The organism is Chromohalobacter sp. 11-W (assembly GCF_029889905.1).
Lineage (GTDB): Bacteria > Pseudomonadota > Gammaproteobacteria > Pseudomonadales > Halomonadaceae > Chromohalobacter.
Window position 1 is genome coordinate 81,595 of sequence record NZ_JARANZ010000007.1, and the last position, 25,017, is coordinate 106,611.

General features: G+C 61.2%; 25 protein-coding genes. 8 read left to right on the forward strand and 17 right to left on the reverse strand.

The window, feature by feature from the left end; translation table 11 throughout:
* The first annotated feature begins 67 nt into the window (after positions 1-67).
* Positions 68-1,048, forward strand: coding sequence for a phosphogluconate dehydrogenase (NAD(+)-dependent, decarboxylating) (gene gnd / locus OP494_RS11260; protein WP_280540843.1), 981 nt, complete (start codon positions 68-70; stop codon positions 1,046-1,048).
* Between the two features lie 201 nt (positions 1,049-1,249).
* Here the strand turns inward: gnd and OP494_RS11265 are convergent, their stop codons facing one another.
* The 5 genes from OP494_RS11265 to OP494_RS11285 all read right to left on the reverse strand — a co-directional run bounded on the left by OP494_RS11265 (position 1,250) and on the right by OP494_RS11285 (position 7,077).
* On the reverse strand, positions 1,250-2,185 hold the full coding sequence (locus OP494_RS11265) for an ornithine cyclodeaminase family protein (RefSeq protein ID WP_280540844.1): 936 nt from the start codon (positions 2,183-2,185) through the stop codon (positions 1,250-1,252).
* Positions 2,186-2,424: 239 nt separating this feature from the next.
* Complete coding sequence (locus OP494_RS11270) at positions 2,425-3,705, reverse strand: FAD-binding oxidoreductase (protein ID WP_280540845.1); 1,281 nt, start codon at positions 3,703-3,705, stop codon at positions 2,425-2,427.
* The gene (locus OP494_RS11275) at positions 3,702-4,010 is read right to left on the reverse strand and encodes a hypothetical protein (RefSeq protein WP_280540846.1); all 309 of its coding nucleotides are present in this window, start codon (positions 4,008-4,010) and stop codon (positions 3,702-3,704) included. Before OP494_RS11275 ends, OP494_RS11270 begins: the two co-directional genes overlap by 4 nt.
* Positions 4,007-5,458, reverse strand: coding sequence for a sodium-dependent transporter (locus OP494_RS11280; protein ID WP_280540847.1), 1,452 nt, complete (start codon positions 5,456-5,458; stop codon positions 4,007-4,009). The genes OP494_RS11275 and OP494_RS11280 overlap by 4 nt, the downstream gene beginning before the upstream one ends.
* Positions 5,459-5,583: 125 nt before the next feature.
* Positions 5,584-7,077, reverse strand: coding sequence for an aldehyde dehydrogenase family protein (locus tag OP494_RS11285; protein WP_280540848.1), 1,494 nt, complete (start codon positions 7,075-7,077; stop codon positions 5,584-5,586).
* Between the two features lie 189 nt (positions 7,078-7,266).
* Here OP494_RS11285 and OP494_RS11290 point away from each other — a divergent pair, with 189 nt between their 5' ends.
* The 3 genes from OP494_RS11290 (at position 7,267) to OP494_RS11300 (ending at position 10,937) form a co-directional block, all read left to right on the forward strand.
* Positions 7,267-8,178, forward strand: coding sequence for a LysR family transcriptional regulator (locus OP494_RS11290; RefSeq protein ID WP_231663777.1), 912 nt, complete (start codon positions 7,267-7,269; stop codon positions 8,176-8,178).
* Positions 8,179-8,277: 99 nt separating this feature from the next.
* Positions 8,278-9,525 carry an aspartate aminotransferase family protein gene (locus OP494_RS11295; RefSeq protein WP_280540849.1) on the forward strand — a complete coding sequence of 416 codons (1,248 nt, stop codon included), beginning with the start codon at positions 8,278-8,280 and terminating at the stop codon, positions 9,523-9,525.
* Positions 9,526-9,569: 44 nt separating this feature from the next.
* Positions 9,570-10,937 (forward strand): VOC family protein, encoded by a 1,368-nt coding sequence (locus tag OP494_RS11300; protein WP_280540850.1) that lies wholly within the window; start codon positions 9,570-9,572, stop codon positions 10,935-10,937.
* Here the strand turns inward: OP494_RS11300 and OP494_RS11305 are convergent.
* The 5 genes from OP494_RS11305 to OP494_RS11325 form a co-directional block, all read right to left on the reverse strand.
* Positions 10,849-11,700 (reverse strand): M15 family metallopeptidase, encoded by an 852-nt coding sequence (locus OP494_RS11305; RefSeq protein WP_280540851.1) that lies wholly within the window; start codon positions 11,698-11,700, stop codon positions 10,849-10,851. The genes OP494_RS11300 and OP494_RS11305 overlap by 89 nt on opposite strands.
* Before the next feature lie 28 nt (positions 11,701-11,728).
* Entirely contained in the window at positions 11,729-13,009 is a 1,281-nt protein-coding gene (locus OP494_RS11310; protein WP_280540852.1) for a TRAP transporter large permease, read from the reverse strand.
* On the reverse strand, positions 13,006-13,512 hold the full coding sequence (locus OP494_RS11315; RefSeq protein WP_280540853.1) for a TRAP transporter small permease: 507 nt from the start codon (positions 13,510-13,512) through the stop codon (positions 13,006-13,008). The genes OP494_RS11310 and OP494_RS11315 overlap by 4 nt, the downstream gene beginning before the upstream one ends.
* A 66-nt stretch (positions 13,513-13,578) precedes the next feature.
* Positions 13,579-14,613 carry a TRAP transporter substrate-binding protein DctP gene (gene dctP, locus OP494_RS11320; protein WP_280540854.1) on the reverse strand — a complete coding sequence of 345 codons (1,035 nt, stop codon included), beginning with the start codon at positions 14,611-14,613 and terminating at the stop codon, positions 13,579-13,581.
* A gap of 113 nt (positions 14,614-14,726) precedes the next feature.
* The gene (locus OP494_RS11325; RefSeq protein ID WP_280540855.1) at positions 14,727-15,683 is read right to left on the reverse strand and encodes a LysR family transcriptional regulator; all 957 of its coding nucleotides are present in this window, start codon (positions 15,681-15,683) and stop codon (positions 14,727-14,729) included.
* Positions 15,684-15,806: 123 nt separating this feature from the next.
* Here OP494_RS11325 and OP494_RS11330 point away from each other — a divergent pair, with 123 nt between their 5' ends.
* Entirely contained in the window at positions 15,807-15,929 is a 123-nt protein-coding gene (locus tag OP494_RS11330; RefSeq protein WP_257125191.1) for a hypothetical protein, read from the forward strand.
* Positions 15,930-16,032: 103 nt separating this feature from the next.
* On the opposite strand, the gene OP494_RS11335 is transcribed toward OP494_RS11330, so the two are convergent.
* The 3 genes from OP494_RS11335 to OP494_RS11345 form a co-directional block, all read right to left on the reverse strand.
* Entirely contained in the window at positions 16,033-16,569 is a 537-nt protein-coding gene (locus OP494_RS11335) for a carboxypeptidase regulatory-like domain-containing protein (RefSeq protein ID WP_280540857.1), read from the reverse strand.
* Positions 16,570-16,595: 26 nt separating this feature from the next.
* Positions 16,596-17,222: a YbhB/YbcL family Raf kinase inhibitor-like protein gene (locus tag OP494_RS11340; RefSeq protein ID WP_280540858.1), complete on the reverse strand. Its 627-nt coding sequence runs from the start codon at positions 17,220-17,222 to the stop codon at positions 16,596-16,598.
* Positions 17,223-17,328: 106 nt separating this feature from the next.
* Positions 17,329-18,036 (reverse strand): extensin family protein, encoded by a 708-nt coding sequence (locus tag OP494_RS11345; protein ID WP_280540859.1) that lies wholly within the window; start codon positions 18,034-18,036, stop codon positions 17,329-17,331.
* Between the two features lie 125 nt (positions 18,037-18,161).
* On the opposite strand from OP494_RS11345, the gene OP494_RS11350 reads away from it, so the two are divergent.
* Entirely contained in the window at positions 18,162-18,590 is a 429-nt protein-coding gene (locus OP494_RS11350; RefSeq protein ID WP_280540860.1) for a hypothetical protein, read from the forward strand.
* On the opposite strand, the gene OP494_RS11355 is transcribed toward OP494_RS11350, so the two are convergent.
* Together OP494_RS11355 and OP494_RS11360 are read right to left on the reverse strand one after the other, a co-directional pair.
* Positions 18,591-18,773: a hypothetical protein gene (locus OP494_RS11355; protein ID WP_280540861.1), complete on the reverse strand. Its 183-nt coding sequence runs from the start codon at positions 18,771-18,773 to the stop codon at positions 18,591-18,593.
* A gap of 115 nt (positions 18,774-18,888) precedes the next feature.
* Positions 18,889-20,523, reverse strand: a complete 1,635-nt coding sequence (locus OP494_RS11360; protein ID WP_280540862.1) for a BCCT family transporter — start codon at positions 20,521-20,523, stop codon at positions 18,889-18,891.
* A 208-nt stretch (positions 20,524-20,731) separates the two neighbouring features.
* On the opposite strand from OP494_RS11360, the gene OP494_RS11365 reads away from it, so the two are divergent.
* Positions 20,732-21,325 carry a VTT domain-containing protein gene (locus tag OP494_RS11365; RefSeq protein ID WP_280540863.1) on the forward strand — a complete coding sequence of 198 codons (594 nt, stop codon included), beginning with the start codon at positions 20,732-20,734 and terminating at the stop codon, positions 21,323-21,325.
* Between the two features lie 100 nt (positions 21,326-21,425).
* Positions 21,426-22,421 carry an LLM class flavin-dependent oxidoreductase gene (locus OP494_RS11370; protein ID WP_280540865.1) on the forward strand — a complete coding sequence of 332 codons (996 nt, stop codon included), beginning with the start codon at positions 21,426-21,428 and terminating at the stop codon, positions 22,419-22,421.
* Positions 22,422-22,497: 76 nt separating this feature from the next.
* Here the strand turns inward: OP494_RS11370 and tal are convergent, their stop codons facing one another.
* A complete protein-coding gene (tal, locus tag OP494_RS11375) occupies positions 22,498-23,448 on the reverse strand; it encodes a transaldolase (protein WP_280540867.1) in 951 nt (316 codons plus the stop codon).
* A 39-nt stretch (positions 23,449-23,487) separates the two neighbouring features.
* Positions 23,488-24,984, reverse strand: a complete 1,497-nt coding sequence (gene xylB / locus OP494_RS11380) for a xylulokinase (protein ID WP_280540868.1) — start codon at positions 24,982-24,984, stop codon at positions 23,488-23,490.
* Between the last annotated feature and the right edge of the window lie 33 nt (positions 24,985-25,017).

A 25,017-nucleotide genomic window follows, 5' to 3' on the forward strand; every position in this document is an offset into this window, starting at 1 on the left:
ATGCACTCGGTATCGGTAGGCTTGCCGCCGTTCCCACTCCCTACCCGACATCGCGAAAGGTACGAACATGCAACTCGGTATCATCGGACTCGGCCGCATGGGCGGCAATATCGCCCGACGCTTGATGCGCGGCGGCCACGACGTCGTCGCCCATGACCGCGATCAATCCATCGCCTCGGCGTTGATCGAGGACGGTGCCACCCCGGCGGACTCCCTGGCGACGCTGGTGGATCAACTGGAGACACCGCGCGTGGTATGGGTCATGCTGCCTGCCGGCGACCCCACCGAGGAGACGGTCAATGCCTTGGCCGAGCGGATGGACGCCGGCGACATCATCATCGACGGCGGTAACACCTTCTACAAGGACGACATCCGCCGCGCCAAGGCGCTGGCGCTCACGGGCATCCATTACGTGGACGTGGGCACCTCGGGCGGCGTCTGGGGATTGGAGCGTGGCTATTGCATGATGGTCGGTGCCGAACACGAGATCTTCGCTCATCTCGATCCACTGTTCGATACCCTGGCGCCCGGTCACGGCAACTTGGAGCGCACGCATGGCCGCAACGCGCCCCATGACAGCGCCGAGCGTGGCTATATCCATGCCGGTCCGGTCGGTGCCGGCCACTACGTGAAGATGGTCCACAACGGAATCGAGTACGGCCTCATGCAAGCCTACGCCGAAGGTTTCGAGCTGATGCAGAGCAAGTCATCGCCGGAACTGCCGGAAGACGAACGTTTCGACCTTAACCTCGCCGACGTGGCCGAAGTCTGGCGCCGCGGCAGCGTGGTCTCATCCTGGCTGCTCGACCTCACCGCCCAGGCGCTGACCGGCGACCCCAAGCTCGATCATTACTCCGGCGCCGTCGCCGACAGCGGCGAAGGCCGCTGGACCATCGACGCCGCCGTCGAGCAAGGCGTCTCCGCCCCGGTGCTTGCCAACGCGCTGTTCGCGCGTTTCAACTCGCGCAAGGACAGCACCTACGCCAACCGGCTGCTCTCGGCGATGCGCTTCGGCTTTGGCGGCCACGTCGAACCGCCCTCGCAGTAGCCTCGGCACGCGCTGGCCGCGGTATCGCGAGGGACATCAATCACCTACCCCCAGCGACCGCTGCCAGCGCTTTTCAAGCGTATCGGGACCGCTGGGGCCGAATACCGTCCCTGCCCCCGATACTGAGGAAAGCCCTCGACAGCCTGCGGGCATACCAGAAACAACGCTCATGCCAGTAAAAACCCGTGCGTGATGCCGACGTCATGATTCCAGCTTCTCCCACACTTCGATGGCCGCCGCGAGATCCTCGAGCGACGCACCGACCGACTTGAACAACGTCACCGCTTGAGGGCTACTGCGCCCCGGCGAGGCACCACTGATCAATTCACGCAACTCGCCACGAATAGCGTCGAATTGGAAATCGCCTTCTTCAATGGCTTGGTGAATATCACCGGCTTCACCTTTGGCGCCCTCATACGTATCGACGAACACCTCCGCGCGGCTCAGGCATGCGCCGTCGCTTTCACGCATGGTCGGGCGAAACGCCCCCACCAGGTCAAGGTGCGTCCCCGGGCGTAGCCACTCGCCGCGAATCAGCGGTTCGTTGCTCAGCGTCGCGCAACTGACGATGTCGGCCGAGGCAACCGCCTCGCTGAGCGAGGAGACCGCCTCACAGTCGAAGCGCTCCGCGTAGGCCTCGGCGAGATGTTGCGCCTTCTCCGGGTGGCGCCCCCAGATCTTGACGCGTGAGATAGGACGCACGGCGGCATGCGCTTCGATCAGCATGGGCGCCAGCTTGCCGGTGCCGACCATCACCAGCGTCTCGGCATCCTCGCGAGACAGATAACGACTGGCGACCGCCGAGGCGGCGGCGGTACGGCGGCGGGTCAACTCGCTGCCTTCGATACAGGCCAAGGGATGGCCGGTCTCCCCATCGCACAGCAGGTAGACACCCGAGATCGCCGGCAAGCCTCGCTCGGCATTGTGAGGAAAGACATTCACCATTTTCGTGCCGATATAGCCCGCCTGTTGCCACGCCGGCATCAACAGCAAGGTCGCCTCCCCCGCGTCGCGCGGGATAGCGTGATGGTGGCGCAACGGCGTTTCGATACTGCCGTCGAAACACGCTTCCAGGCGCTCGATCAACGCCGGCCATGCCAAGGCGTCGCTGACCTCCTGCGCGGAGACTGTACGCATCTTACTCTCCTGCGGTTGCTGCAATCGCCATATCGCACAGAAGACACTGCACGATTGCAGCGGCGAAAGAATGAAGGGCCAAACGGCCAGCGCTATTTACCAAGCGGGGAGTCAATAACTCAGGCCCGACAGCTACCATATAAAACGTCAACAGTCCCTATGCCCAATGAGACCAATCCCCTCACACTCCCATTAAAGGGAGGGATAGCTGACGTAAAAACTGCTGTGATAGATGCTTTTCATATCAATACGCGTAAACACTGCCCTGCATGGTATAGCGTGAAGCCTCCTTCGTAACCGGTGCTCCACAATGGCTTGGCGCGTATCGGTTGATGGGAACAGATCGGTAATGGCAGTAAGCTATCATCACCAGTGTTCAAGTAATGAGCAAAGCCCTTTCCTACCACCGTGCCAGTCGTGATACCACGGCCGTTATAACCCGCCACGCCCAAAATGCCCGGCGCCGGCTCGAAGAGGCGCAGAGTGTGATCCGGAGTGAAACCGACCTGGCCCGTCCAGGTGCACTCCCAGTCCACCCGTCCCAGTTGCGGAAAGTAATGGCGCTGCACCCGATCGGCCCAGCAGCGCAAGAAAGACGCCGGCTTGCTGTCACCGCAGCCCAGACTGCCAAGAATCAAGCGTCCCTCGGCATCGCGTCTCAGGCTGCTGAGCACCGTGCGGGTATCCCAGGCTCCCTGGCGTTCAGGCAGGATGTCACCGGCGAGCTCGTCGGAGAGCGGCGGGGAAGCAACCTGGTAAAAATGTCCACGGAAGAAGTGCTCGCGCACTTGGTTCCAATGATCTTCAGTGTAGGCATTGGTTGCGATCACCAGACGCGGTGCCCGAACGCTGCCTTGCGGGGTGTCGACGCGCCAGTTGTCGCCTTCGCGCTCAATGCCCTCGGCGGAGCTGTGAGTGTGCAGGTTGGCGCCTGCATCATGAGCCGCTCGAGCGAGCCCCCGAGTATAGGCGGCCGGATTCAGCGTGCCGGCCCGCCGGTCGAGCAGGGCACGGCGGATTCGGGGGGTGCCGGTGCGCCGTTGACACGCCTCTCCCTCGAGTAGCTCGACCGGAGCACCGCAACGCGAGAACTGTTCGTAGCGGCGAGCCAGGTCCTCGGCTCCCTTACTATTGTGTGCGAGATGCAAGGTGCCGGTCCGAGTATCCTGGCAGTCGATACCGTGCCGGTCGATGAGTGTGAAGACGTCAGCGGGAGCACGACCGAGAACTTCGTTGGCACGTTCGCCGTTTTCCGGGCCCAAGGCCTCAAGAATATCGTCCGGTGGTATCCACATCCCTGCATTGACCAAGCCGACACTGCGCCCGGAACCACCGCTAGGAATATCTCCCGCCTCCAGAAGCGTCACCGAAACGCCGGTTTCGGCAAGATGCAGAGCGGTACTGAGCCCGGTGATGCCGCCGCCAATGACAGCGACATCGGCAGCGACATTGCCTTCCAAACGTGGGTAGTCTCGTTGTCGTTCGGGGGAGATGGTGGTCCAGATACAAGCCGATTTCATGGCGCCTCCCTAATGTCGTCGGCGTGCGACCAATCGTAGAAGCGTTGCGGGTTACGCTTCATGGACTGTCGCTGCGACTGTTGCCACTCCCGGATTTCTGGAGCGTGTTCGCTCTCGGGATGCTGCGTCAGCCAGCGCTCAAGATCCCGAAAGGCACGCGGCGAGTAGGGTTCAAAATCGCCCTGTGAGCGAATCAGAGCCAGCTTGTGCTCCTCGTGTCGAATCGAAACGATCAGGGCGTAGCTGGCCACACCCCACAAGGCGATAATAGAAGCGATCATGACAATAATGGCGGACATGCTCATGATGACTGACCTCCTTTGGGCTTGGCGACATAAGGCGTGTCATGGCGACGACTCATGATCCACATGCATAGCGGAATCATCAGAGTGAGTATTACCAGACCGCTGATCGTCTTCCAGGGTGTCTGCCCGAGGTTGCTATAGAGGAAGTAGGCCATGATGCCAAGCATGATGGCAGGGATTTGGTAGCGAATGACGAGTTCCCAGACACGCGGCACGTAAAGATCGGCGCCCCGATTAAGGCTTACGACCCTCAGTCGGTGAGCATCGAACTTCCAGCCGATGGCGATCATGACGATGAACGTTGCTAGCGGTAGGCCCCAGTTGCCGACCACGAAATCCAGATAGCCCAAGATATTGGCGTTCATGGCGCTCGGGATGCCAAGTAGCCAGATAACCCCGCAGATAGTCAGCACGGACTTGGTACGGCTGGTATTGCGCTCCTCTCGATAAGTGGTGACGCCAACCTCGGTAATGGCAATAGCAGTGGTCAAGTTGGCGAAGAAAAAGCCCATAAAGAACAACAGGGCCCAGAAGTAACCGCCCGCCATACTCCCAAAGGCGTTAGCCAGTGCCACGAAGGCCAGTTCGGCGCCGGAGCTGGGCGAAATGCCGAAGGCGAAGACGATGGGAAAGACGGCAAAGATGGCAAGCAGGCCAAAACTAGTATTGCCGATCGCCGTAAAGATGCCGCCACCCAGCGGGATATCGTCATTACGGCCGAGGTAGCTGCCGTAGGTCAGGGCGATCCCCCAACCGAGGCCAGTGGAGAACAACGCCTGCCCCAGCGCCGCCAGCCAGGTTTCGCCCCGTGCCAGGTACTCCCAGTTGGGCGAGAAGGCGAACTCCAGGCCAGCCATGGCCCCCGGCAGCGTCACCCCTCGAATGGCGATAGCGATCAAGGCAATGGTCAGAATCGGCATCATCCACTTGGCCAGACGTTCGATACCCCCCTTGATACCGAACAGTAGAATGCCGGTGACCATCAGCATAGCGACAGTATGCATACCGACGTTCAGGGCCGTGTTGCCGCTAAAGTTTCGCCACAGGGCAGCAGTGTCAAAACCGGTCTGGGTGAAGGTGCCGAGCACGGCATGAAAGGCATAGTAGATCGACCAGCCGACGATCGACGAGTAGTAGGACATCAGCACGATGTTGAAGATCAGGATCACCAGCCCCAGGCCGACGAGTCGATTGTCGCCATAGACCTTGCGGAAGGTGCCAATCAATCCCTGCCGGGTATAGCGCCCAAGACTCGTCTCGCCCATTAGGCCGGGTACCGCGATCAGATAAAGCAGCAGGAAATAAGCAATCAGGAAGGCGCCCCCACCGTTCTCGCCCGTCACGTAGGGCATGCGCCAGATATTGCCGGCGCCGACCATGGCGCCGACGACGGCCATCAGGTAGCCAAAGCGGCTACCCCATTGTTCTCGAGAAATTGTTGTTGTCATCTTGGGACTCCATGACACGTTCTGCCTGGATGGTCGAACGTGCCAAAAACCTGACCGTGTGCGCCGAGGTTTCGAGCACGCTCATGCAACGAGGCGCCGCCCCGTCATCGGGACGACGCTCGTGATCAGTCGAACTTGATCCCTTGCGCCAGCGGTAGCTCACGGGAGTAGTTCACAGTGTTGGTCTGGCGACGCATGTAGCTCTTCCAGATGTCGGAGCCAGACTCGCGACCGCCGCCGGTCTCCTTCTCGCCACCGAAGGCACCACCGATCTCCGCACCGCTCGGCCCGATGTTGACGTTGGCAATACCGCAGTCGCTGCCAAGATCCGAGATGAAGGCTTCGGATTCGCGCACGTCGCTAGTGAAGACGCACGACGACAGCCCCTGAGGAACGTCATTGTGCAGGGCCATGGCCTCGTCGAAGTCGCGGTAGCTCATGACGTAGAGGATCGGGGCGAAGGTCTCGTTCTTGACCAGATCGTCCTGCTGCTCGACCTCGACGATGGCCGGGGTCACGTAATAGGCATCGGGATACCGATCGGCGAGTTGGCGTTCGCCACCGAAGACGCTAGCGCCCTGCTTACGCGCCTGATCGAGCACGGACTGCATCTGTTCGAAGGCCTGGGCATCGATCAACGGACCGACCAGGCTGCCCTCCATGGGGTCACCGATGGTCACGCCGGCATAGGCCTTCTTCACGCGCTCGATGACCTCTTCGCGGATCGACTCATGGACGATCAGGCGACGCAAGCTGGTACAACGCTGACCGGCCGTGCCCACGGCGGAGAACAGAATGGCGCGAACTGCCATATCTAGATCGGCGCTGGGCGCCAGGATCATGCCGTTGTTGCCGCCAAGTTCGAGAATGCTGCGACCGAAACGAGCGGCCACCCGCGGTGCGACCTCGCGCCCCATGCGTGTACTGCCGGTGGCGCTGATCAGTGGCACGCGGGGATCGTCGGCCAGACGCTCGCCCGCTTCACGATCCCCCAAAATCACTTGGCTGAGACCATCAGGTGCATCGTCGCCAAATTCGGCCATGGCGCGTTCAAGCAACGCCTGGCAGCCCAGGGCGGTAAGCGGCGTTTTCTCGGAGGGCTTCCACAGCAGGCTGTTGCCGCACACCAAGGCCAAGGCAGCATTCCAAGCCCAGGGAGCCACCGGGAAGTTGAAGGCGGTGATCAGACCGATCGGCCCCAGCGGATGCCAACTCTCACGCATGTGGTGCCCGGGGCGCTCGGAGGCGATGGTCAAGCCATAAAGCTGGCGCGACTGGCCCACGGCCAAGTCGCAGATGTCGATCATCTCCTGCACTTCGCCAAGGCCTTCCTGATAGATCTTGCCGCACTCCAGCGTGACCAGGGCGCCGAGATCTTCCTTGTGCCGACGTAGTTGTTCGCCGAAAAGCCGAACGAGCTCGCCGCGACGCGGGGCGGGTACTCGGCGCCACTGTTCGAAAGCTCTCTGGGCACGTGCCACGCGGGCCTCGACGGCATCGGCACCCTCGAGGCGAATCTGGCCAAGCACGCCACCATCGGTGGGTGACGTGATCGCAAAGTCGCCCTGGCGGTAAGCGTTCTCGGAGACGCCGAGGCGCTGCATGAGGGATTCGATCATTCTTCCTCCTACTTTTCGTTTCAGGATGCAGAAAACGAAACCAGTATTGGTGCGGCACTTGACGCCCTTCAAACGACGTTTTATACGGAGATCATTCCTTTTTTTCGGGTCATGATCCTAGAGATGAAAAGAAAGCCCACGACGCGCCGCCGCTCATGACAAGGAGCGATACATGAAGAGGAGAGATGCATGAGCCGTCCACACCTGCCCAGCCTGACCGCCATGCAGTGTTTCGAGGCCTCGGTGCGGCACATGAGTTTCACCCGAGCCGCCGACGAGCTGAACCTGACCCAGAGCGCGGTCAGCAAGCAAGTGGCGCAGCTCGAGTCGGTGCTCGAGCATCCGCTGTTCCGACGGGTACGCAAGCGGCTCCAGGTCACCCCCGAGGGCTCGCTGTATCTCACCGAGGTGCGCAAGATCCTGGCGCAGGTGGAGATGTCCACGCGCTACATGCAGTCCTACGGCGGCCAGAGCGAAGTACTCAATGTCACTACCCTGCCGACTTTCGGAGCGCGCTGGCTGATTCCACGGCTCAATGGCTTTCGCTTCCGGCATCCACGGGTCTACTTGAACATCGCCAACCGCTCGGAGCCCTTCGATCTGGAGGAGGAGCGTGTCGACGTCGCTTTCTTCTTCGGCCACGGCGCCTGGCCGCGGGCCGAGTGCATCAAGCTGCTCGACGAGGAGATGGTGCCGGTCTGCTCACCCACGGTGCTACCAGTCGACGGCATTCGAGAGCCGCTGGAACTGACAAAATTGGTGCTATTGCAAAGCTCGACGCGGCCCGAGGCCTGGCACGACTGGTTCGAGGCACAGGACTGTTATACCGAGCACAGCTACCACGGGCCGCGTTTCGATACCTTCTACATGGCCCTGCGTGCGGCCCGGGCCGGCTGCGGCGTGGCCCTGGTACCGCGTTTCCTGGCCGAGGAGGAACTACAGGCCGGCCTGCTGACGATTCCCTGGACGTTCGGGCTGACCAGCCGGGATGCCTATTACCTGGCCTACCCCGAACACAAGGGAGAGGTCGCCAAGGTGCGAGGCTTCATCGACTGGATACTCGAGCATCGGGAGGCACCTGGAGACGGTGTTGCAACCTAATGCATGAATTAATGGAATGGATAACACGCTTTTTTTCGTTTGAAGCCCGGAACGCGGCTCTGTTCTCATCATGGTCATACGCTCCCACAGGACGAGGACATGGATCTCCCGCACATCAGTGACTCGCTCGGCATCGTGCACCCCATCTGCATCGAGCGAGGTCGCAACGCCGAGGTCTGGGACGAACAGGGCAAGCATTATGTCGACTTCGTCGGCGGTATCGGCGTGCTCAACCTGGGGCATGGGCATCCCGCCGTGATCGAGGCGGTCAAGGCGCAGGTCGGCACCCTGATGCACTCCGCCTTCAATGCCCTGCCGCATCGTGGCTATCTCGAGGTGGCCCGGGCCCTGGATGCCTTCGTGCCGGTGTCGTATCCGTTGTCCTGCATGCTCACCAACAGCGGTGCCGAGGCCACCGAGAACGCTCTCAAGATCGCTCGCGCCGCCACCGGGCGCCAGGGCGTGATCGCCTTCGATGACGGCTTCCATGGCCGCACGCTGGCGGCGTTGAATCTCAACGGCAAGGTCAAGCCCTACAAGAACCGCCTCGGTGCCTTGCCCGGCCCGGTGCATCACTTGCCCTTCCCGAGCCGCGACAGTGGCGTCGATGCCGACACCGCCATGGCCGCACTGGAGCGGTTGTTCGAGGTCGAGGTACCCGCCGATGAGGTGGCTTGCATCATCGTCGAGCCGGTCCAGGGCGAAGGCGGCTTCAGGCTGCTTGATGGAGACTTCGCCGCCCGCCTGCGCTCGCTATGTGAAGCACACGGCATTGTGCTGATCTTCGATGAGATCCAGTCCGGCTTCGGACGCACCGGCAAGCGTTTCGCCTTTTCCCATTTGAATGTCGAACCCGACCTGCTGCTGATGGGCAAGAGTATGGCCGCCGGTCTGCCGCTGGCGGCAGTAGCGGGCAAGGCAGACATCATGGATGCCCCGCCTAAAGGTGGCCTGGGCGGCACCTATTCGGGCAATGCCGTCGCCTGCGCCGCGTCCCTGGCGGTGATGAACGTCATGAGCGAGGAATGCCTGGCCGACTGGAGCGAGCGTCAGGAAGCGGCGGTCCTGGCGGCGTATCGCGACTGGCGATCTTCGGGCCATTATCCGATGCTCGGAGAGATCACAGGCGTAGGCGCCATGCGCGGTATCGTCTTTGAAGATACGCGCGAGGCGAGCGGTGCCAAACATCTGGCAGCGCTGATCGTCGCCGGACGCGAAGAGGGCGTGCTGTTGATGCCCAGCGGGCGCCGGCGCAACGTATTACGTCTGCTGCCCCCATTGACCGCCGAGTTCGAAGTGCTGAACGAAGGGCTAGCGAGGCTCGAGCGAGCCCTGGGGCGGCTGTAGCCCCGAACCGAATTCATGATGACCGACACCGAGAGGCATACCCGATGACAACCCTCGTTTCCCATCACGAGATTCGTGACCGTTTTTCCAAGGCCATGTCGGCCATGTATCAGGACGAGGTGCCGCAGTACGAAACCCTGCTCGACCTGGTGGCGGAGGTGAACCGCGAAACCCTGGGGCGAGATCCCGAACTGGCCGAGCGGCTCGAGGCCCACGACGAACTGAATCGCCTCAGCGTCGAACGGCATGGCGCCATCCGCGTCGGCACTGCCGAGGAGCTCAGCATGCTGCGCCGGCTGTTCGCGGTGATGGGAATGTACCCGGTGGGCTACTACGATCTCTCCGAGGCCGGCGTGCCGGTACACTCCACCGCCTTCCGCCCCATCGACGACGAAGCCCTGGCGCGTAACCCCTTCCGTGTCTTCACGTCCTTGTTGCGCCTGGAACTGATCGAAAGTCCCGAGCTGCGCGAGCGTGCCGCCGGCATTCTTGCCGCGCGCGACATCTTCACGCCCAGCGCACGAGAGTTGATCGAACTCAGCGAGCGCCAGGATGGGCTCACCGACGAACAGGCCGACCGCTTCGTGGCCGAGTCGCTGGAGACCTTTCGCTGGCACCAAGACGCCACGGTGGACCTGGACACCTACGAGGCGCTGCACGCCGAGCATCGGCTGATCGCCGATGTGGTCTGCTTCCACGGGCCACATATCAATCACCTGACGCCGCGCACCCTGGACATCGACGAGGTCCAGCGGCGGATGCCGGCGGCGGGGATGAACCCCAAGGAAGTCATCGAAGGCCCGCCGCACCGCGACTGCCCGATCCTGCTGCGTCAGACCAGCTTCAAAGCCCTGGAGGAGCCGACTCGCTTCACCGGCGAACGCCAGGGCACTCACACCGCGCGCTTCGGCGAGATCGAACAACGTGGCGTGGCGCTGACCGCCAAGGGGCGTGCGCTCTATGATCGGCTGCTCGCCGAATCGCGGCAGCGTACGGCTGGACTGACCAATGCCGAACACCAGCGCGTTCTGGCCGAGGTGTTCGCCGACTTCCCGGACACCGAAGCCGAGCTACGCCATCAGGGCCTGGCCTTCTTCGAGTACCGGCTGACCGAAGCGGGGCGCGAGGCCGGAGCGGGCGCCGAGACCGAGCTGGAAAAACTCATCGAGCAAGGGCTGGTCGCCGCTCGGCCGATCACCTACGAGGATTTCCTGCCCGTCAGCGCGGCCGGCATCTTTCAATCGAATCTCGGCGGTGACGGCAGCGAGGCCTATGCCGGTCACGCCAACCGCGAAGCCTTCGAGGAGGCACTGGGCGCGCCGGTCACCGACGAGCTGACGCTCTATGCCGAACGCGAGCGGAGTTCTCTGGATGCCGCTCTGACGTCTCTGGGCATCCCGCCAGTCCGCTAGGCGTCCTGCCCGAGCGAACGCCGCCAGCGAGCCTCCAGCGAGCCTCCAGGCTATCGGGGCCGCTGGGGCCGAATAGCGCGCGGGATTCGCCGCGGTACCAGGCCCACATCTGGTCGCCGTAGCTGTAATGCCACCACTCGCTGGGCAGGTTGGCGAACCCGGCATCGACCATGGCGTGATAGAGAATCCGCCGCCGGTCACGGTAGGTCCGTGTCACGGCGTCGTGGGCATGATGTTCGAAGTGGACGGTATGCGAGGCCGGCCGCGCTTCATCGAATGCCGAGCCCATTTCCAGCAGTATCCCATCAGCATCGCATAGTGCTACATCCACTGCCCCGCCGGTGAGATGCGGGCTCGGGCACTCCGGTCGATCGCTGGGCGGCGAAACAAATGCCCGGGTCATCGCCCGTAGGTCCGCCTCGTCGAGATCCGCATAGCGCGCTTCCACCATTCCCAGCAAAGTGTCATACAGATGGCGCTGCACGACATAGGGCCGCCAAGCATCCAGCACCACCAACCCCAGGCCGTCCGGCAGGTTCCGAGCCACCTTGAGGAGTCGCCGATAGACCGCCTCCCGTGCCCAGCACTCGGGCACCGCCCCAGGGACACCAAGCGCATGATAGATAGGCTGCACGCGTAAAGTCGGCGTCGCGAGGCTAAACGCATGTAGCGCCGTGCCATCATCGGCGATGGGGATGGCAGCGATGGCCTCCCACTGTGGATCGGCAATAGCAGCGATGGGTTGGGGCGTCGAGTCAGTCACGTTCAAGCGGTTCATTTTCAAGTTGAAGTCAGCCCAGAGTGTTGGGTAGCCAAGTGATCAGGCCGGGAAAGACGATCAGCAATAACAGCACCCCGACCGCTACTAGGATGAACGGCCAGATAGTGCGGAAGAGCACGGTGATATCCAAGCGACTGACCGCCGCAGCGATGAATAGGCAAGCCCCCATCGGAGGGGTTATCAAGGCGATGGTGATATTCAGCGTGATAATGATACCCAGCGCCACAGGATCGATGCCGGCCGCCAGCGCCACCGGAGTAAATACCGGCGACAGCAGCATCAGCGCCGATACTTCTTCCATGAACATGCCGGTCACGAAGGTGATGGCGCTAAGCAGCAAGAGGACGATCACCGGCGATTCGATGAAGGGCTCGAGCAAGCTGGTGAAGCGGTCAGGCGCTTGCGCATAGGCCAACTCCCAACTGATCACCGACGAGATGCCGATGATCAGGAAGATGGCTGCCGTCAGCCGTGTGGTCTCGATCGCAGCACGCCAGAAAGCCGTTAGACGCAGCTCGCCCATCAGCAGTCCGCAGACCGCGACGTAGAGGACGGTCAAGGCGGCGGATTCGGTCGGCGTAACAAAACCCAGCACGATGCCGGCGACGATGATGAACGGTGCAACCAGCGCCGGAAGCGCTCCGCGTGCGGCATCGATCACTTCGTGTCTTGCCGGCAGCGAGGTGCGACGCTCGAATCCCGCCCTCTTGGCATGCACGGCATTCATCGCCATGAACGCCAGTGCCAGCAAAAGACCGGGGACCACACCCCCCAGGAATAACTGACCTACCGAGGTATTGGTCTGCGCGCTATACAAGATCATGAAGATGCTCGGCGGAATGATCGGCCCGATCAGCGAGCTTCCAGCGGTCAGCCCGGCGGCAAAAGCCGTGGTATACCCATCGCGCCTCATCGCCGGCACCAGCAATGCCCCAAGGGCCGAGGCATCGGCAGCCGCCGAGCCGTTGACCCCGGACATGAAGACGCTACCCACCACATTGACATGCCCGATACCGCCCCGCAGATGCCCCACCAGCAGTCGAGCGACGCGCATCAAACGCTCGGTCATCCCACAGGCATTCATCAGATTACCAGCGAGAATGAACAACGGGATCGCCATCAGCGAAAAACTATTGAGGCCACCGAAGAACTGTTGCGGCATCATCCGCGCGATCATGCCCGGATCGACGAAAACGAAGCCCACCAGGGCGGTGACGATCAGCGTCAAGAAAAGTGGAATACCCAGTAAGGTATTGGCCAGCAAGGTTGCGAACATCACGGCGACCATCATGAGGCGTCCTCCGCAACGTCTGGAGAGCTATCACCGGTCTGAGGCAATGGACGAGGGCCGTAAAGCAGTACCTGCAATGCAAGCAGGCCGAAACCCAGCGGCATGGCAAGCATGGGAATAGTGCGACTAATGCCCAGCCCTTGGGAGGTGAAGTAGCTCACCGATAAAGCGTAATGCCAACTCCACCAAGTCATGGCCGTGCACAGCACCAAGGTGAGCAGCCATTGATAGGCCAACAATGCATGTCGCGCAACGCCTTTCAGCTTGCGCTCCAATAACGCCACTCGCATATGCTCGCCACGCACCCACACATTGCCGGCGATCAGCAATGCCGATGCGATCAAGCAGTAACGCGCAAGCTCGTCACTCCAGATAGGTGCTTGACCAACCACGTAGCGCGTCACCACGCCATACAAGATATCGATGAGCGTGACCAATAACGCCAACCCGCCCAGGCCGGTCGTGATCCGCCCCAGCAGCGATAATAAGGTGTTTCGGAACATAGCGATTACATGGTACGACCGGCACGGCCGGTCGTACTCCTGGCATCCGGGTGAATAACGTGAAGATCAGTCGCTGAGCAGGTCGCTTTGGCCGGCATCTTCGAGCGCCATCTTGATCCACTCGTCGCCTATGCCCTGCTCTTCAAGCCAATCGATATAAGCCGGCTGACCTTTTTCACGAAAAGCCGCCATCTCTTCATCGCTAGGCTCGATTATCGTCATGCCATTATCGGCAAGAAACTGGACGCGCTCGTCGACCCGCTTCTCGACATCTTCACGGTTGAGCGCATTGGCTTCCTCGACGGCTGAGTCGATGGCATGGCGATCGTCTTCGGAAAGCCCTTCGTACCAACTGCCGTTGGCCACGAGGAACTGATCGGAGTACTGCACGTTGGCCCGAGTGAAGTATTTCTGCACTTCGTAGAGACTACCCATGATGATGTACATCGGCGGGTTCATCTGGCCATCGGCGACGTTGGTCTTGAGCGCCATGTAGGTATCGGTCCAGGGAATCGGCGTGCCAGACGCACCGAAGGCCTCATAGAGCGCGACCTGGCTAGGATCCATGGCACGAAAGCGCAGTCCCTCGAAATCATCGGGGCCCTTTATTGGCCGCTTGGAGTTCGTGAACCCGAGAAAGCCACCCTCCTCGATCACGCCGAGCAACTCGGCACCGGTACGCTCCTTGAGGGCCTCCTCGACCTTGTTCCAATAATCGCCCTCGTCGAAAAACTCATGAGCGGCGTTGTAATCATCGAACAGGAAGGGAGTGGCACTGACATAGATTTCGGGCACGATCGGTGACAAACCGGCGAATGAGGCGATGTTAAGGCTCGGCGTATTGACGACTTGCTCCATGCGCTCCTGTTCTTCGCCAAGCATGGAGTTGGGATATAGCTTGAGCTGAATATCGCCGTCGGTTTTTTCTTCCACTAGCCGCTTGAGATTGGAGGCAAACAGATGGACCGCATTCTTGTCGGCATCGGATGGTCCGTTATAGCTCAGATTGATGGTCGTGGCCGCATTGGCCAGACTCGCCGTCGTCAGCAAGCCGGTAACAGCAGCTGTGAGTAACACGGGACGCAGCATTGAGAAATGCATGAAGGAGACTCCTTGTTGTTATCGGAACGCGACATGACTCGCGTATTGGTCGGCCGTTGGTTACAGCGGCTCTCTATGACGCTAATCGTTGCGATGTTGACCTTTCAAGCGCTCTAGCGTTGCCTTGAAGGCAACATGCGTGCGTCCAAGACGCGCGGTGCGTCGGCGCTGAAGAAACGCATGCTATATCGCAAGTGTTCAATGAACGCTTGGGCTGCCACCGTCAAGGGCCGTTCGACCTGACTGACAATGCGCGCCTGCGCCTGGCACAGTACATCGGCATCAACCTCGCGTGTGACAATGCTTCCTTCGTGAATCTCTTCCAGAACGCTGAGTTCGGGCATGAACGTCACGCCCAAACCGGAACGCACGAAATTCTTGAGCACCGACACCGAGTTGGTTTTCATACGCGGTCGATAAGACAGCTTGGCCGTCCGCAATGCCATATCGACCAACTGCCCCATGCCGGTTTGTCCGTCGATAAGCGCTAAGGAATGCGCACCGATCTCGGCTAACGTCAGCGGCGCCGTCGCGCGGGCCAATGCGTGTTCCGCGGGCACGATCAGATCCAGCGGTTGGCACCGATCGACATGCGACACCAAACGGTGATCGTCGGGCGGCGCGTACAGCAATGCCAGATCGACTCCCCCTTCCTCGACCAACGCCATCGCGTCGGTGAGCCCGGCCATGTGCACTTCGATCTCCAATCCCGGATAGGTGGCCAAAAAGTTCTGCAAGGGCGCCGAGACCAAGTCCGCTATGAATCCTTCGCCGACGGCGATGTGTACCTCGCCGTGTTCCAGATTCTGCATTGCCTGCAACTGGGAAAGTGTCGCCCGCTCGGCGGCGCGCCTATCGCGATAGTGACGCAGCATCAATTCACCGGCGGGGGTCAAACCAAGCCGTGGGGAACGTACCAGTAGCACGGCATCCAGTTCTTCCTCGAGGGCCCGCAGTTGCCTACTGAGCGCCGATGGGTTGACCTCCAGATGGGAGGCGGCTCGGCGTAGCGAGCCATAGCGAACGACGGCATCGAGATATTCAAGCGCACGAGATTTGAACGGAGTCATGGCAAGCTCGGTCAACAGTCAGATAAACAGGCCATCATCATACGAACGCCTACAGGGGATAGGATTGATTCCAATCCGCAACCGGCGTAGCGTGAAGGCGTCGAATTCATAGGAGACTGGATCATGGCGGAAGCCAAGAGTGTCATCAAACGTGTCTACGTTCCTACCTATGTCCGCGATCTGCCCAATGGCGAACGCGTGACGGTGCCCGGACACTACAAGAAGACACCCACGCACTCGAGCTGACGTCAGTGATCGGGGCACGCCTCGCCCTTGCGTGGGCAAGGAACGAACCATGAACGCCCTGCCAACCGGCAGGGCGTTTGTCATCGGGCTCATACATCGCGCGTCAGCGGCTCAGGTCGACCTCTCGCGTCTGACCGGCGCCGATCTCGATTTGCTTCAGAATCAGTGGGCTGCGCGAGCCGTCCGGCAGGCGCACGCTTCCGGCCACATAGAAGACCCCCGCGGGGATACCGGTAGCCTCGAAATATCCGTTGTCGTTGGTCTTGGCGTAATGCGTGTATTCACGGGCACGTGGGTCCGCGGGCTCGATACGCTTCCCCGCCAGCGCGGCTTCGGCAGCCTCGGCGGAATAGCGCGTGGCCGGGGCAATCGATACGGTTTCGTTCTTGCCCACCAGCGTGCCTGCTGGCGAAGAGGTATAGCGCAACCGCCCTTTAACGACAGCGGAACCATGCTTATCCAGCTTGGCGTATTCCTCGGCGGGAAACGCAACCTGACGTTCGACGGCACCCACCGGCGTGCCTTCGCCGGCTTCCTCGATCTCGACGGGCTGTGTCGGTCCTCCCGTCGGCAGCATTTCACAGCCACTTAGCGCCAGCCCCACCAGGGCCAACCACCATCCCGTGCGTCTATGTCTCATTCCATGAGCCACCTTTGTGAACGAGCTTAACGTGCAAGCTCGGGGTTGAGCGTGTAAGTCCCCACCACGCTGGATTCCTCGATGACATGTCCTTGCATGGCCTCGAGCACTTCATCACCGGTGAACTCGCCCTGTAGCCCCAGCGAGGCGATATCCAGCGCATAGACGGTGAAGTGATAGCGATGCACCCGCGCGTCGTTCCACGGCGGGCAAGGCCCATCATAGCCCCCATAGATACCTTCGAGCTGTTCGTCATCGACGAAGAAGTCCGTGTAGCTGTTGATCCCGCGTACGCCCTTGCCGGTCTCACCCGGTGCCTTGCCCATGGCCACGACGCCGTCGGCATCTTCGCCTTCGTCGATGCCACTCACCTCCGCTGGAATGTCGATCAATACCCAGTGGTAGAAGTCGGCGCGAGGCAGGTCGGCCGGCACGCTGCGACCTTCCTGGTTGACGTCGCTAGGATCCGTGGGCGCATCCACATCGACCACCAACAGCGCGAGGCTACGCGTCCCGGCGGGCACATCGTGCCAGCGAACACGCGGATTGCGATTGTCGCTGAAACGAAGGTGTTGCTCGGGATCGGGAACGGCGAACGCGAAGCGTTCGGGAATAGGTTCACCGTCGATGATGTCCTGCACGTCGATGCGCATGCGGCTGCCTCCAGGTAGTCCGTGGTGAAGAAGATGACGACCCTCAGTTTGGCACATCCATGAGGTGGTGCGCATAGGACGAACGGCGCGCCCATGCGCGATGTCACTAGTGACACAACGAGATGCCGCGCATGCCAAAATGGAAATGGTTGGCATGCGCAGCATTGTAGTCCGGCCCTAGGGTCGTCCCGAACACATCGCAAGCGCCGTCGCGCACGCGATGCAGGAAATTCGCCGCGTCATCGTCGCCTTCCCAGTTGTCGAGCACGGACACACGGCGTCCGTCTGCTATCCGAAAGGCCGCCACATCGAGCGCTTCAGCAGTGGCATGGTCGCTGCGGCGAGCATTGTCGCGATGATAGATATTACGGCACGCAAAGCTTCCTAGATGACGCACCGATTCCACCGGCTCATCGAATACCTCCCGCGCGGCCGGTTGCAGGCGTTGACGTTCGAACAACGACCAAGCCACCGCCAGCGGACAGCTGGCCACGAAGCTGGCATTGAAACCGACGCCGGTATGCCGCACGCGCACCACGTTTTTAAGCGGACAGCCGGCAATGGGGGTGTAATCCGCCAGCGGCGTGTAATTCAGCGTTCCGGCAGGCGCGGAGTCGAGAACATTGCGGCATGCCTCGCGATCCCCCTTGAGTTGGCGCAACTTCCACTGCGTGACGGGGGTCAACGGGTCTTCGATGTGCAAGGGCTGAAAGGGGTTCCACGCCCGAGGGACTGACCAGATGCCCTTGTCCAGAGCGATACCGGCGGCAATCACGGCGAAACTCAACACGAGGAAGGCAAGCGACGGCTTCATGGCGCTCCCGGCATGGTGCAAAGCCTACAGTGTAGAGAACGCCAGCAGTCATATGACGATCATCCTGTGAGGCATGTGAATTTGATCGATACTGTATGCACCCTCGACCTGAAAGGAGAACCGTCATGCCACGCTGGATTCCACTCGCCTTCATCGCTGGCTTCTTCGCCGTGCTTTGCTTCCATCAGCCCATGGCGGGCCTGTTGCACGCTTACGCCATCGTGCCATTTGCACCCTATGGCATGACAGCCGTCCCCCCCTTGGGCATTCCTCAGTGGCTGTCGGCGAGTTTCTGGGGCGGTGTATGGGGCATCGTCATGCTGTGGGTATTCACACGCTTCCACGTCACGACCGGGCTGTGGTGGAAAAGCGTGTTGTTCGGCGGTATCGCCTTGACACTCGTGGCGCTGTTCATCGTCTTTCCGCTCAAGGGGCGCGGCCTCAACCTCGCCGGGTTCCCCATCGGCTTTCTGGTCAATGGCGCCTGGGGGATGGGCATCTGGGTCTTTGCACGCTGCTTCGGGCTCTGGAGAGTCTCACCACGGTCAACATGATCAGCCCCACAACAAGGTTATCAGCAACGCCGATACGCCCACGATCAACGCGGTGAGCACGGTGATGCTCACCAGCCGATTCAACCAATCATCGACGCTGCCCCGGGAACGCGCGGGGCCTCGTCTCTGACGACGAGTGGCACCTTGACGTCGCCGTCTACCTGCTTTGGCCACTTGGGGCATTCCTCACTCCGTGCATGCAATATTGCTTACCATAAGAGGTGACGCGCGTTTCCACCAGCGCCAACGTATAACGCCCGGCCAAAGCCGGGCGTTATACGCGTCGTCATGTGAAGTATTACCCGCCTTCACGCGTATTGATACGCCGGTTGACCACATTCGGAGCGCGACGATACCGCTCGGCATCGGCCAATGTTTCGGCTTCAAAAGCATCAGCGCCGACCGGGGTCTCACCGTGACGATGGTACAGCGAGGTCAGCATCGCCTTGCGATCCGCCCGCAACTCCTTGATCAAGACGATAATCATGCCATAGAGAATGAAGGTGAATGGCAAGGCCGCCAGCACCGCGGCGGATTGCAGACCATTCAAGCCTCCCGCTACTAACAAGGTGAGACAGATCGCAGCGATCAACACACCCCAGATAATCCGCTTCACCAAGGGCGGATTCAGCGAGCCGCCATCGGTCATCTGCGAGACGATATACGTCGCCGAGTCTGCGGACGTCACCAGGAAGATGAAGATCAGAAACAGCGCCACGACTGACAGAACGTTGGAGAATGGCATCAAGTTGAACATCTGGAACAACGCCACGGTGATGTTGTCAGCGGTTGCCGAGGCCAGCCCGACATCGCCGGTCAACTCCATATTGAGCGCCGCTCCACCGAAGACGCCGATCCACAGGCAGGCTAGCAGCGGCGGCACGAACAAGACGCCGAACACATATTCCTTGATGGTCCGCCCGCGCGAGACACGCGCCACGAAAGTTCCCACGAAGGGAGACCAGGCAATGACCCACGCCCAGTAGAAAATCGTCCAATTGCTCGCCCAAGTGTTATCGCTATACGGCGCGATACGCAGGCTCATCCCCACGATGTTTTGCAGGTAATCGCCGATGCCTAGAGTGATGGTTTCGAGAATGGCCACGGTCGGGCCAGTGAACAACACGTAGAACATAAGCGCGAAGCACAGCGCCATGTTGAGGTTGGAGAGGCGCTTGATCCCCTTATCCAGCCCCGACCAGGTGGACGCCATATAACACAGGAACATGGCGCCCATGATGATGAATTGCCACTTGATACCTTCTTCGACACCGAATACTTCGTGGAGACCACCGTTGATCTGCAACACCGCTAGGCCGATGGAGGTCGCTACCCCCATCACGGTCGCGACCACGGCGAACACATCCAGTGCCGGCCCCACCCTGCGCAACTTGGGGCGCTTGGCGGTCATGCTCGAAAGCACGTTGGACACCAGTCCCGCCTGCCCCTTGCGGAACTGGTAATAGGCGATGATCAACCCCACCACCGAGAACGCCGCCCACTGGTGAATGCCCCAATTGAAGAAGCTATATTGAATGGCATAGCGTGCCGCTTCCTCGGTGCCGCCTTCCATGTCACCGTACGGCGGTTCGAGAAAGTGTGTCATCGGCTCGGCCATGCCATAGAATACCAACCCGACACCAAATCCCGCCGCCAGCAGCATGCTGATCCACGAGAAAAAGCTGTAGGAGGGCGAGCTATCCTGCGGGCCCAGACGGATCTTGCCATACTTGCTGAACGCCAACGTCAGCAGGAACACCACGAACCCGAAGACCGAGAACAGGTAGAACCACCCAAAATAGTGTGAAATGGTTGATAATGCCGTCGATGCCGCCTCACCGAAGCCCTCGGGAAAGGCCGCACCAATGGCGACCAGAACCGCAACGATCAGGGCGGAGACGATAAATACGTATTGCCTTCCAATATTGGCCATGCAGCTATCCTCTTAGTCTCCGACGATACGGCGCCTCATGCACCTCCCGGGTTCTTATCACCGAGCTCGGCATGACTGCAATAACCCAGGGAACCCAAGCTCGGTGCATGAGACCAATCGACAATGATGGCAAAACCAACGCTGCACGACCATAACCGCGATTTATATTTAAGCATATCAACCATTAAACTTCATTGAAGAGCCTGTTATGCCGCCTACGAACCGCCTGGCGTCCGCCACCGCCTGGCTTGAGCGTCTCTCGCATTCACGGCACGCCTTGTCGCTTTTGTTTTTCGCTTCGATGCTGGAAACCCTGCTGGTGCCGATTCCCATCGAAACCATCCTGATTCCCTGGATGCTGGCCCAGCCGCGTCGCAAATGGCGCCTGGCAAGCGTAGCGCTGGCCGGCAACTTGGCCGCCGCCTGCATCGGTTATGCCCTAGGGGCCTGGGCATTGAATACCTGGGGGACGACGCTCATTCCTCTATTCGGTGGCCAGGACGCCTATGCCGCCTTTCAAGCGCGGATGGCCAGCGACGGCTTTATGGCCGTGCTCGCGGTGGGCATCATCCCCATCCCCTTCCAGATCGCCATGCTCGCTGCCGGTTCCAGCGGCTACCCATTTCCGTTTTTCCTGTTGGCCGCCTTGATGGCCCGTGGCGTGCGTTATTTCGGCCTCGCCTTGCTGGTGCATCTCGCCGGCGACGCCGCCCTGTCATTGTGGCGGCGCCACGCACGCCCCATCGGCGTGCTGGGCATCGCGCTCTTTGGTATCTGGGCTTGGGCTCAGTTAGCGCCATAAGCAAGTTTCGGAAGCCCCCTTGCCTTGAGTTATGCCCTCGCCATCCCAACAGAAGGGAAATATTGAGGACGCTAACGTTCACCCTATCCAAGAGGCCATCATGAGCCGACTCTCGCAAATCCCACTCTCCGTGCTCGATCTCGCGCCGATCTCGCATGACGGCACGCCCGCCGAGACCTTCGAACGCACGGTCGATCTCGCTCAACTCACCGACACTCTGGGCTACAACCGCTATTGGCTGGCCGAGCATCACAACATCGACGGCATCGCCAGTGCCGCCACGTCCTTGCTCATCGGCCATGTCGCAAGCAAGACGCAACGTATCCGCGTGGGCAGTGGTGGCATCATGCTGCCCAATCATCCGCCGCTGGTGGTCGCCGAACAGTTCGGCACGCTGGAAACGCTCTACCCCGGTCGTATCGATCTCGGTTTGGGACGCGCCCCCGGCTCCGACGGCGTGACCATGCAGGCCATGCGTCGCAATCCTCGCGCCGGCGTGAATGACTTCCCCGACCGTCTGGCCGAACTACGCGGTTATCTGGGCGAGGCTCTGCCCGACCAGCGCGTCAAGGCGATTCCCGGTCAGGGCACGCATGTACCACTCTGGCTGCTGGGCTCCAGCGACTTCAGCGCGCGCCTCGCCGCACAGCTCGGCCTGCCGTTCGCCTTCGCCGGTCAGTTCGCGCCGGGCTACATGCTCGAGGCCATCCAGCTCTATCGGCAGATGTTCCAGCCCTCCGACGTGCTGGACGCACCCTATGTAATGCTGGGCATCCCGCTGGTCGCCGCCGACAGCGACGCCCATGCGCAGTATCTGGCCACCACCCAGCAGCAGAAGTTTCTCAACCTGATTCGCGGCAAAAGCACGCGGACCCTGCCGCCCGTCGAGGCACTCGACTGGTCGTCGCAGGAACGCGCCATGGTCAGCCAGAACCTCGGCGCCTCCATCGTCGGCGGCCCCGATACGATCCGCGATGAACTCGAGAACTTCCTGGCACATACTCAAGCCGACGAACTCATGATCAACGGTGATTTCTACGACCATGACGACCGCCGTCGCTCGTACGAGATTCTCGCCGATGTCTGGAAAGGCTGAGTCCCACCAGCCATTTGTGCAGACGAAAAGGCCGGCATTCGCCGGCCTTTTTGCGTTCACGCAGAACGACTGCGCGTCACCCCAGACGTGCGGCGAGCTTCTCTTCGAGAGTCGCCTGATCGTCGGCGAAACGGCGAATGCCCTCGGCGAGCTTCTCGGTCGCCATGGCATCCTGATTGAGCCCCCAGCGGAACTCGGCTTCATCGATTGGCGCGAGGCGCTCGCTGGCGTCCCCGACATCGCTGATCTTGCGTTCGATGTCGCCTTCCTGGCTCTCGAGTTCCTCGAGCAGCGCCGGTGAAATGGTCAGGCGGTTGCAGCCGGCCAGTCCCAGGATTTGGCCCTGGGTACGGAAGCTGGCGCCCATGACCACCGTGTCGTAGCGGTAGCGGCTGGCGATGTCGCAGACCTCACGCACGAACACCACGCCCGGATCTTCCTCCGGCGCGTACTCCTGCCCGGTTTTCTGCTTGTACCAGTCGGTGACGCGGCCCACGAAGGGCGAGATCAGATACACCCCGGCGTCGAAGCAGGCACGGGCCTGCGCCTTGGAGAACAGCAGCGTCAAATTGCACTGAATACCTTCTTTTTCGAGCTGCTCGGCGGCACGAATGCCCTCCCAGGTGGAGGCCAGCTTGATCAGCACGCGTTCACGGCCGATCCCGTGCTGCTCGTAAAGCTCGATGAGACGATGCGCCTTCTTGATGCTCGCCTCGCGATCAAAGGACAGCTTGGCAGCCACTTCCGTGGACACGCGCCCCGGAATCAGTTGCGTGATCTCGCTACCAATGGCGACGGATAAACGATCCACTGCCTCGTCGACTCGGGCCTGGGGGTCGGCGATATCAGTCTTGACCTGCGCTAGCGTCTCGTCGATCAGCGTTTGATAGCCGGGCAGCTCGAAGGCCTTGAGGATCAGCGAAGGATTGGTCGTGGCATCGTGCGGCTGATAGCGCTTGATCGCCTCGAGATCGCCGGTATCGGCGACTACCATCGAAAGTTGCTTGAGAGCCTCGAGTTGCGTCATGGCAAATATCCTGTAACGAAAAGGGTCATGGGTCGCGTCTCATGGCGCGACGTCGTAGCGTTCGGCCAGCGCCTGACGGTAACGCTGGTAGAGTTCCTGATAACGGCGCACCGGTTCGCCACGCGGGCGGGTCAAGGTATCGAGATCCACCTCGACGAGCCGTTCGGTCAGTGCCGCCAATGACTCGCCCCGCCCACGCGTCTGGGTATCGCACCAGGCAGCCTGAATCGCACCGCCCAAGGCAGCAGCCTCGGTAATGCGTGGACAGATCACGTCGACATCCAGCACGTCGGCAACGATTTGGCGCCAGACGGCACTCTTGGCGCCACCGCCGACCAGACGGACTTGGCTGGCCTGCGATGCCAGCTCGCCCAAGCGTTCGAACCCATAGCGTAGCCCGAACGTCGTCCCTTCGACTACCGCGCGACACAGATTGTCCGCGGTCGTGTTGAGACTCGTCATGCCCTCGAAGCTGGCGGTGGCATGCGGCAGCGCCGGGACGCGCTCGCCATTGAAAAAAGGCAACGCCATGACGCCCTCGGCGCCCAGCGGAGCCTGGGCCACGCGCTCTCCGAAGGTCGCCAGATCGAAACCGAACAGCTCGCGAACCTTGGTTGTCGCCGAGGTCACGTTCATGGTGCAGATAAGCGGCAGCCACCCGCCGTGACTGGCGCAGAAATTGGCAACCTGGGCGTCCTCGGCCTCCATCGGCGCGGCCGAATGCGCGTATACGGTCCCCGAGGTGCCCAGGCTCAGGGTCACCATGCCAGGGGCGATGTTGCCGGTGCCGATGGCCGCCATCATGTTGTCGCCGCCGCCGCTGGACACCAGTACGTCATCGCCGAGGCCCAGCAGGCGCGCGACTTCGGGCCGCACCGTGCCCACTGGGGCGTGAGAGTCGATCAAACGCGGCAATACCGCTTCCGGCGAGAGTTCAGGCGCCATGGTCTGGAACACGTCATGACGCCAACTGCGCGTGCGGGTATCGAAATACCCAGTACCGGAGGCGTCGCCGCACTCAGCGACGCGCTCGCCGGTCAGCCAGAAGTTCAGATAGTCGTGGGGCAATAACAACGTGGCGATACGCCGGTAGGCGTCCGGATGCGTATCGCGCAACCAGGTGACTTTCGAGGCCGTATAGCCGGTTTGAAGCACCAGCCCCAGCTTGTCCAGGCAGCCTTCTCGACCACCCAAGCGCTCTATCAGCGTCTCGTTGTGCAGTGCCGTTTCGGTATCGCACCATAGTTTCGCGGGATGCAGCGGTTGCCCGTCCACATCCAGCGCGACCATGCCGTGCTGCTGCCCTGAGACACCGATGGCACGGATGTCGCGCGCGTCGATCCGCGCCTCGCTCACCGCCTCATGGAACGCCTCGGTCAAGGCCGTGACCCATTCACCCACGTGCTGTTCACGCTTGCCGTTATCGCCTTCGATCAGATGATGCGGACGACTCGCCTCTCCCAGAATCGCCGCATGCTCGATATCGACCACCACGACCTTAGTGCTCTGCGTTCCACAATCAACGCCAACGTACATGCTCTCTCCTTCGGCTGCATCGCATTCCCCGGT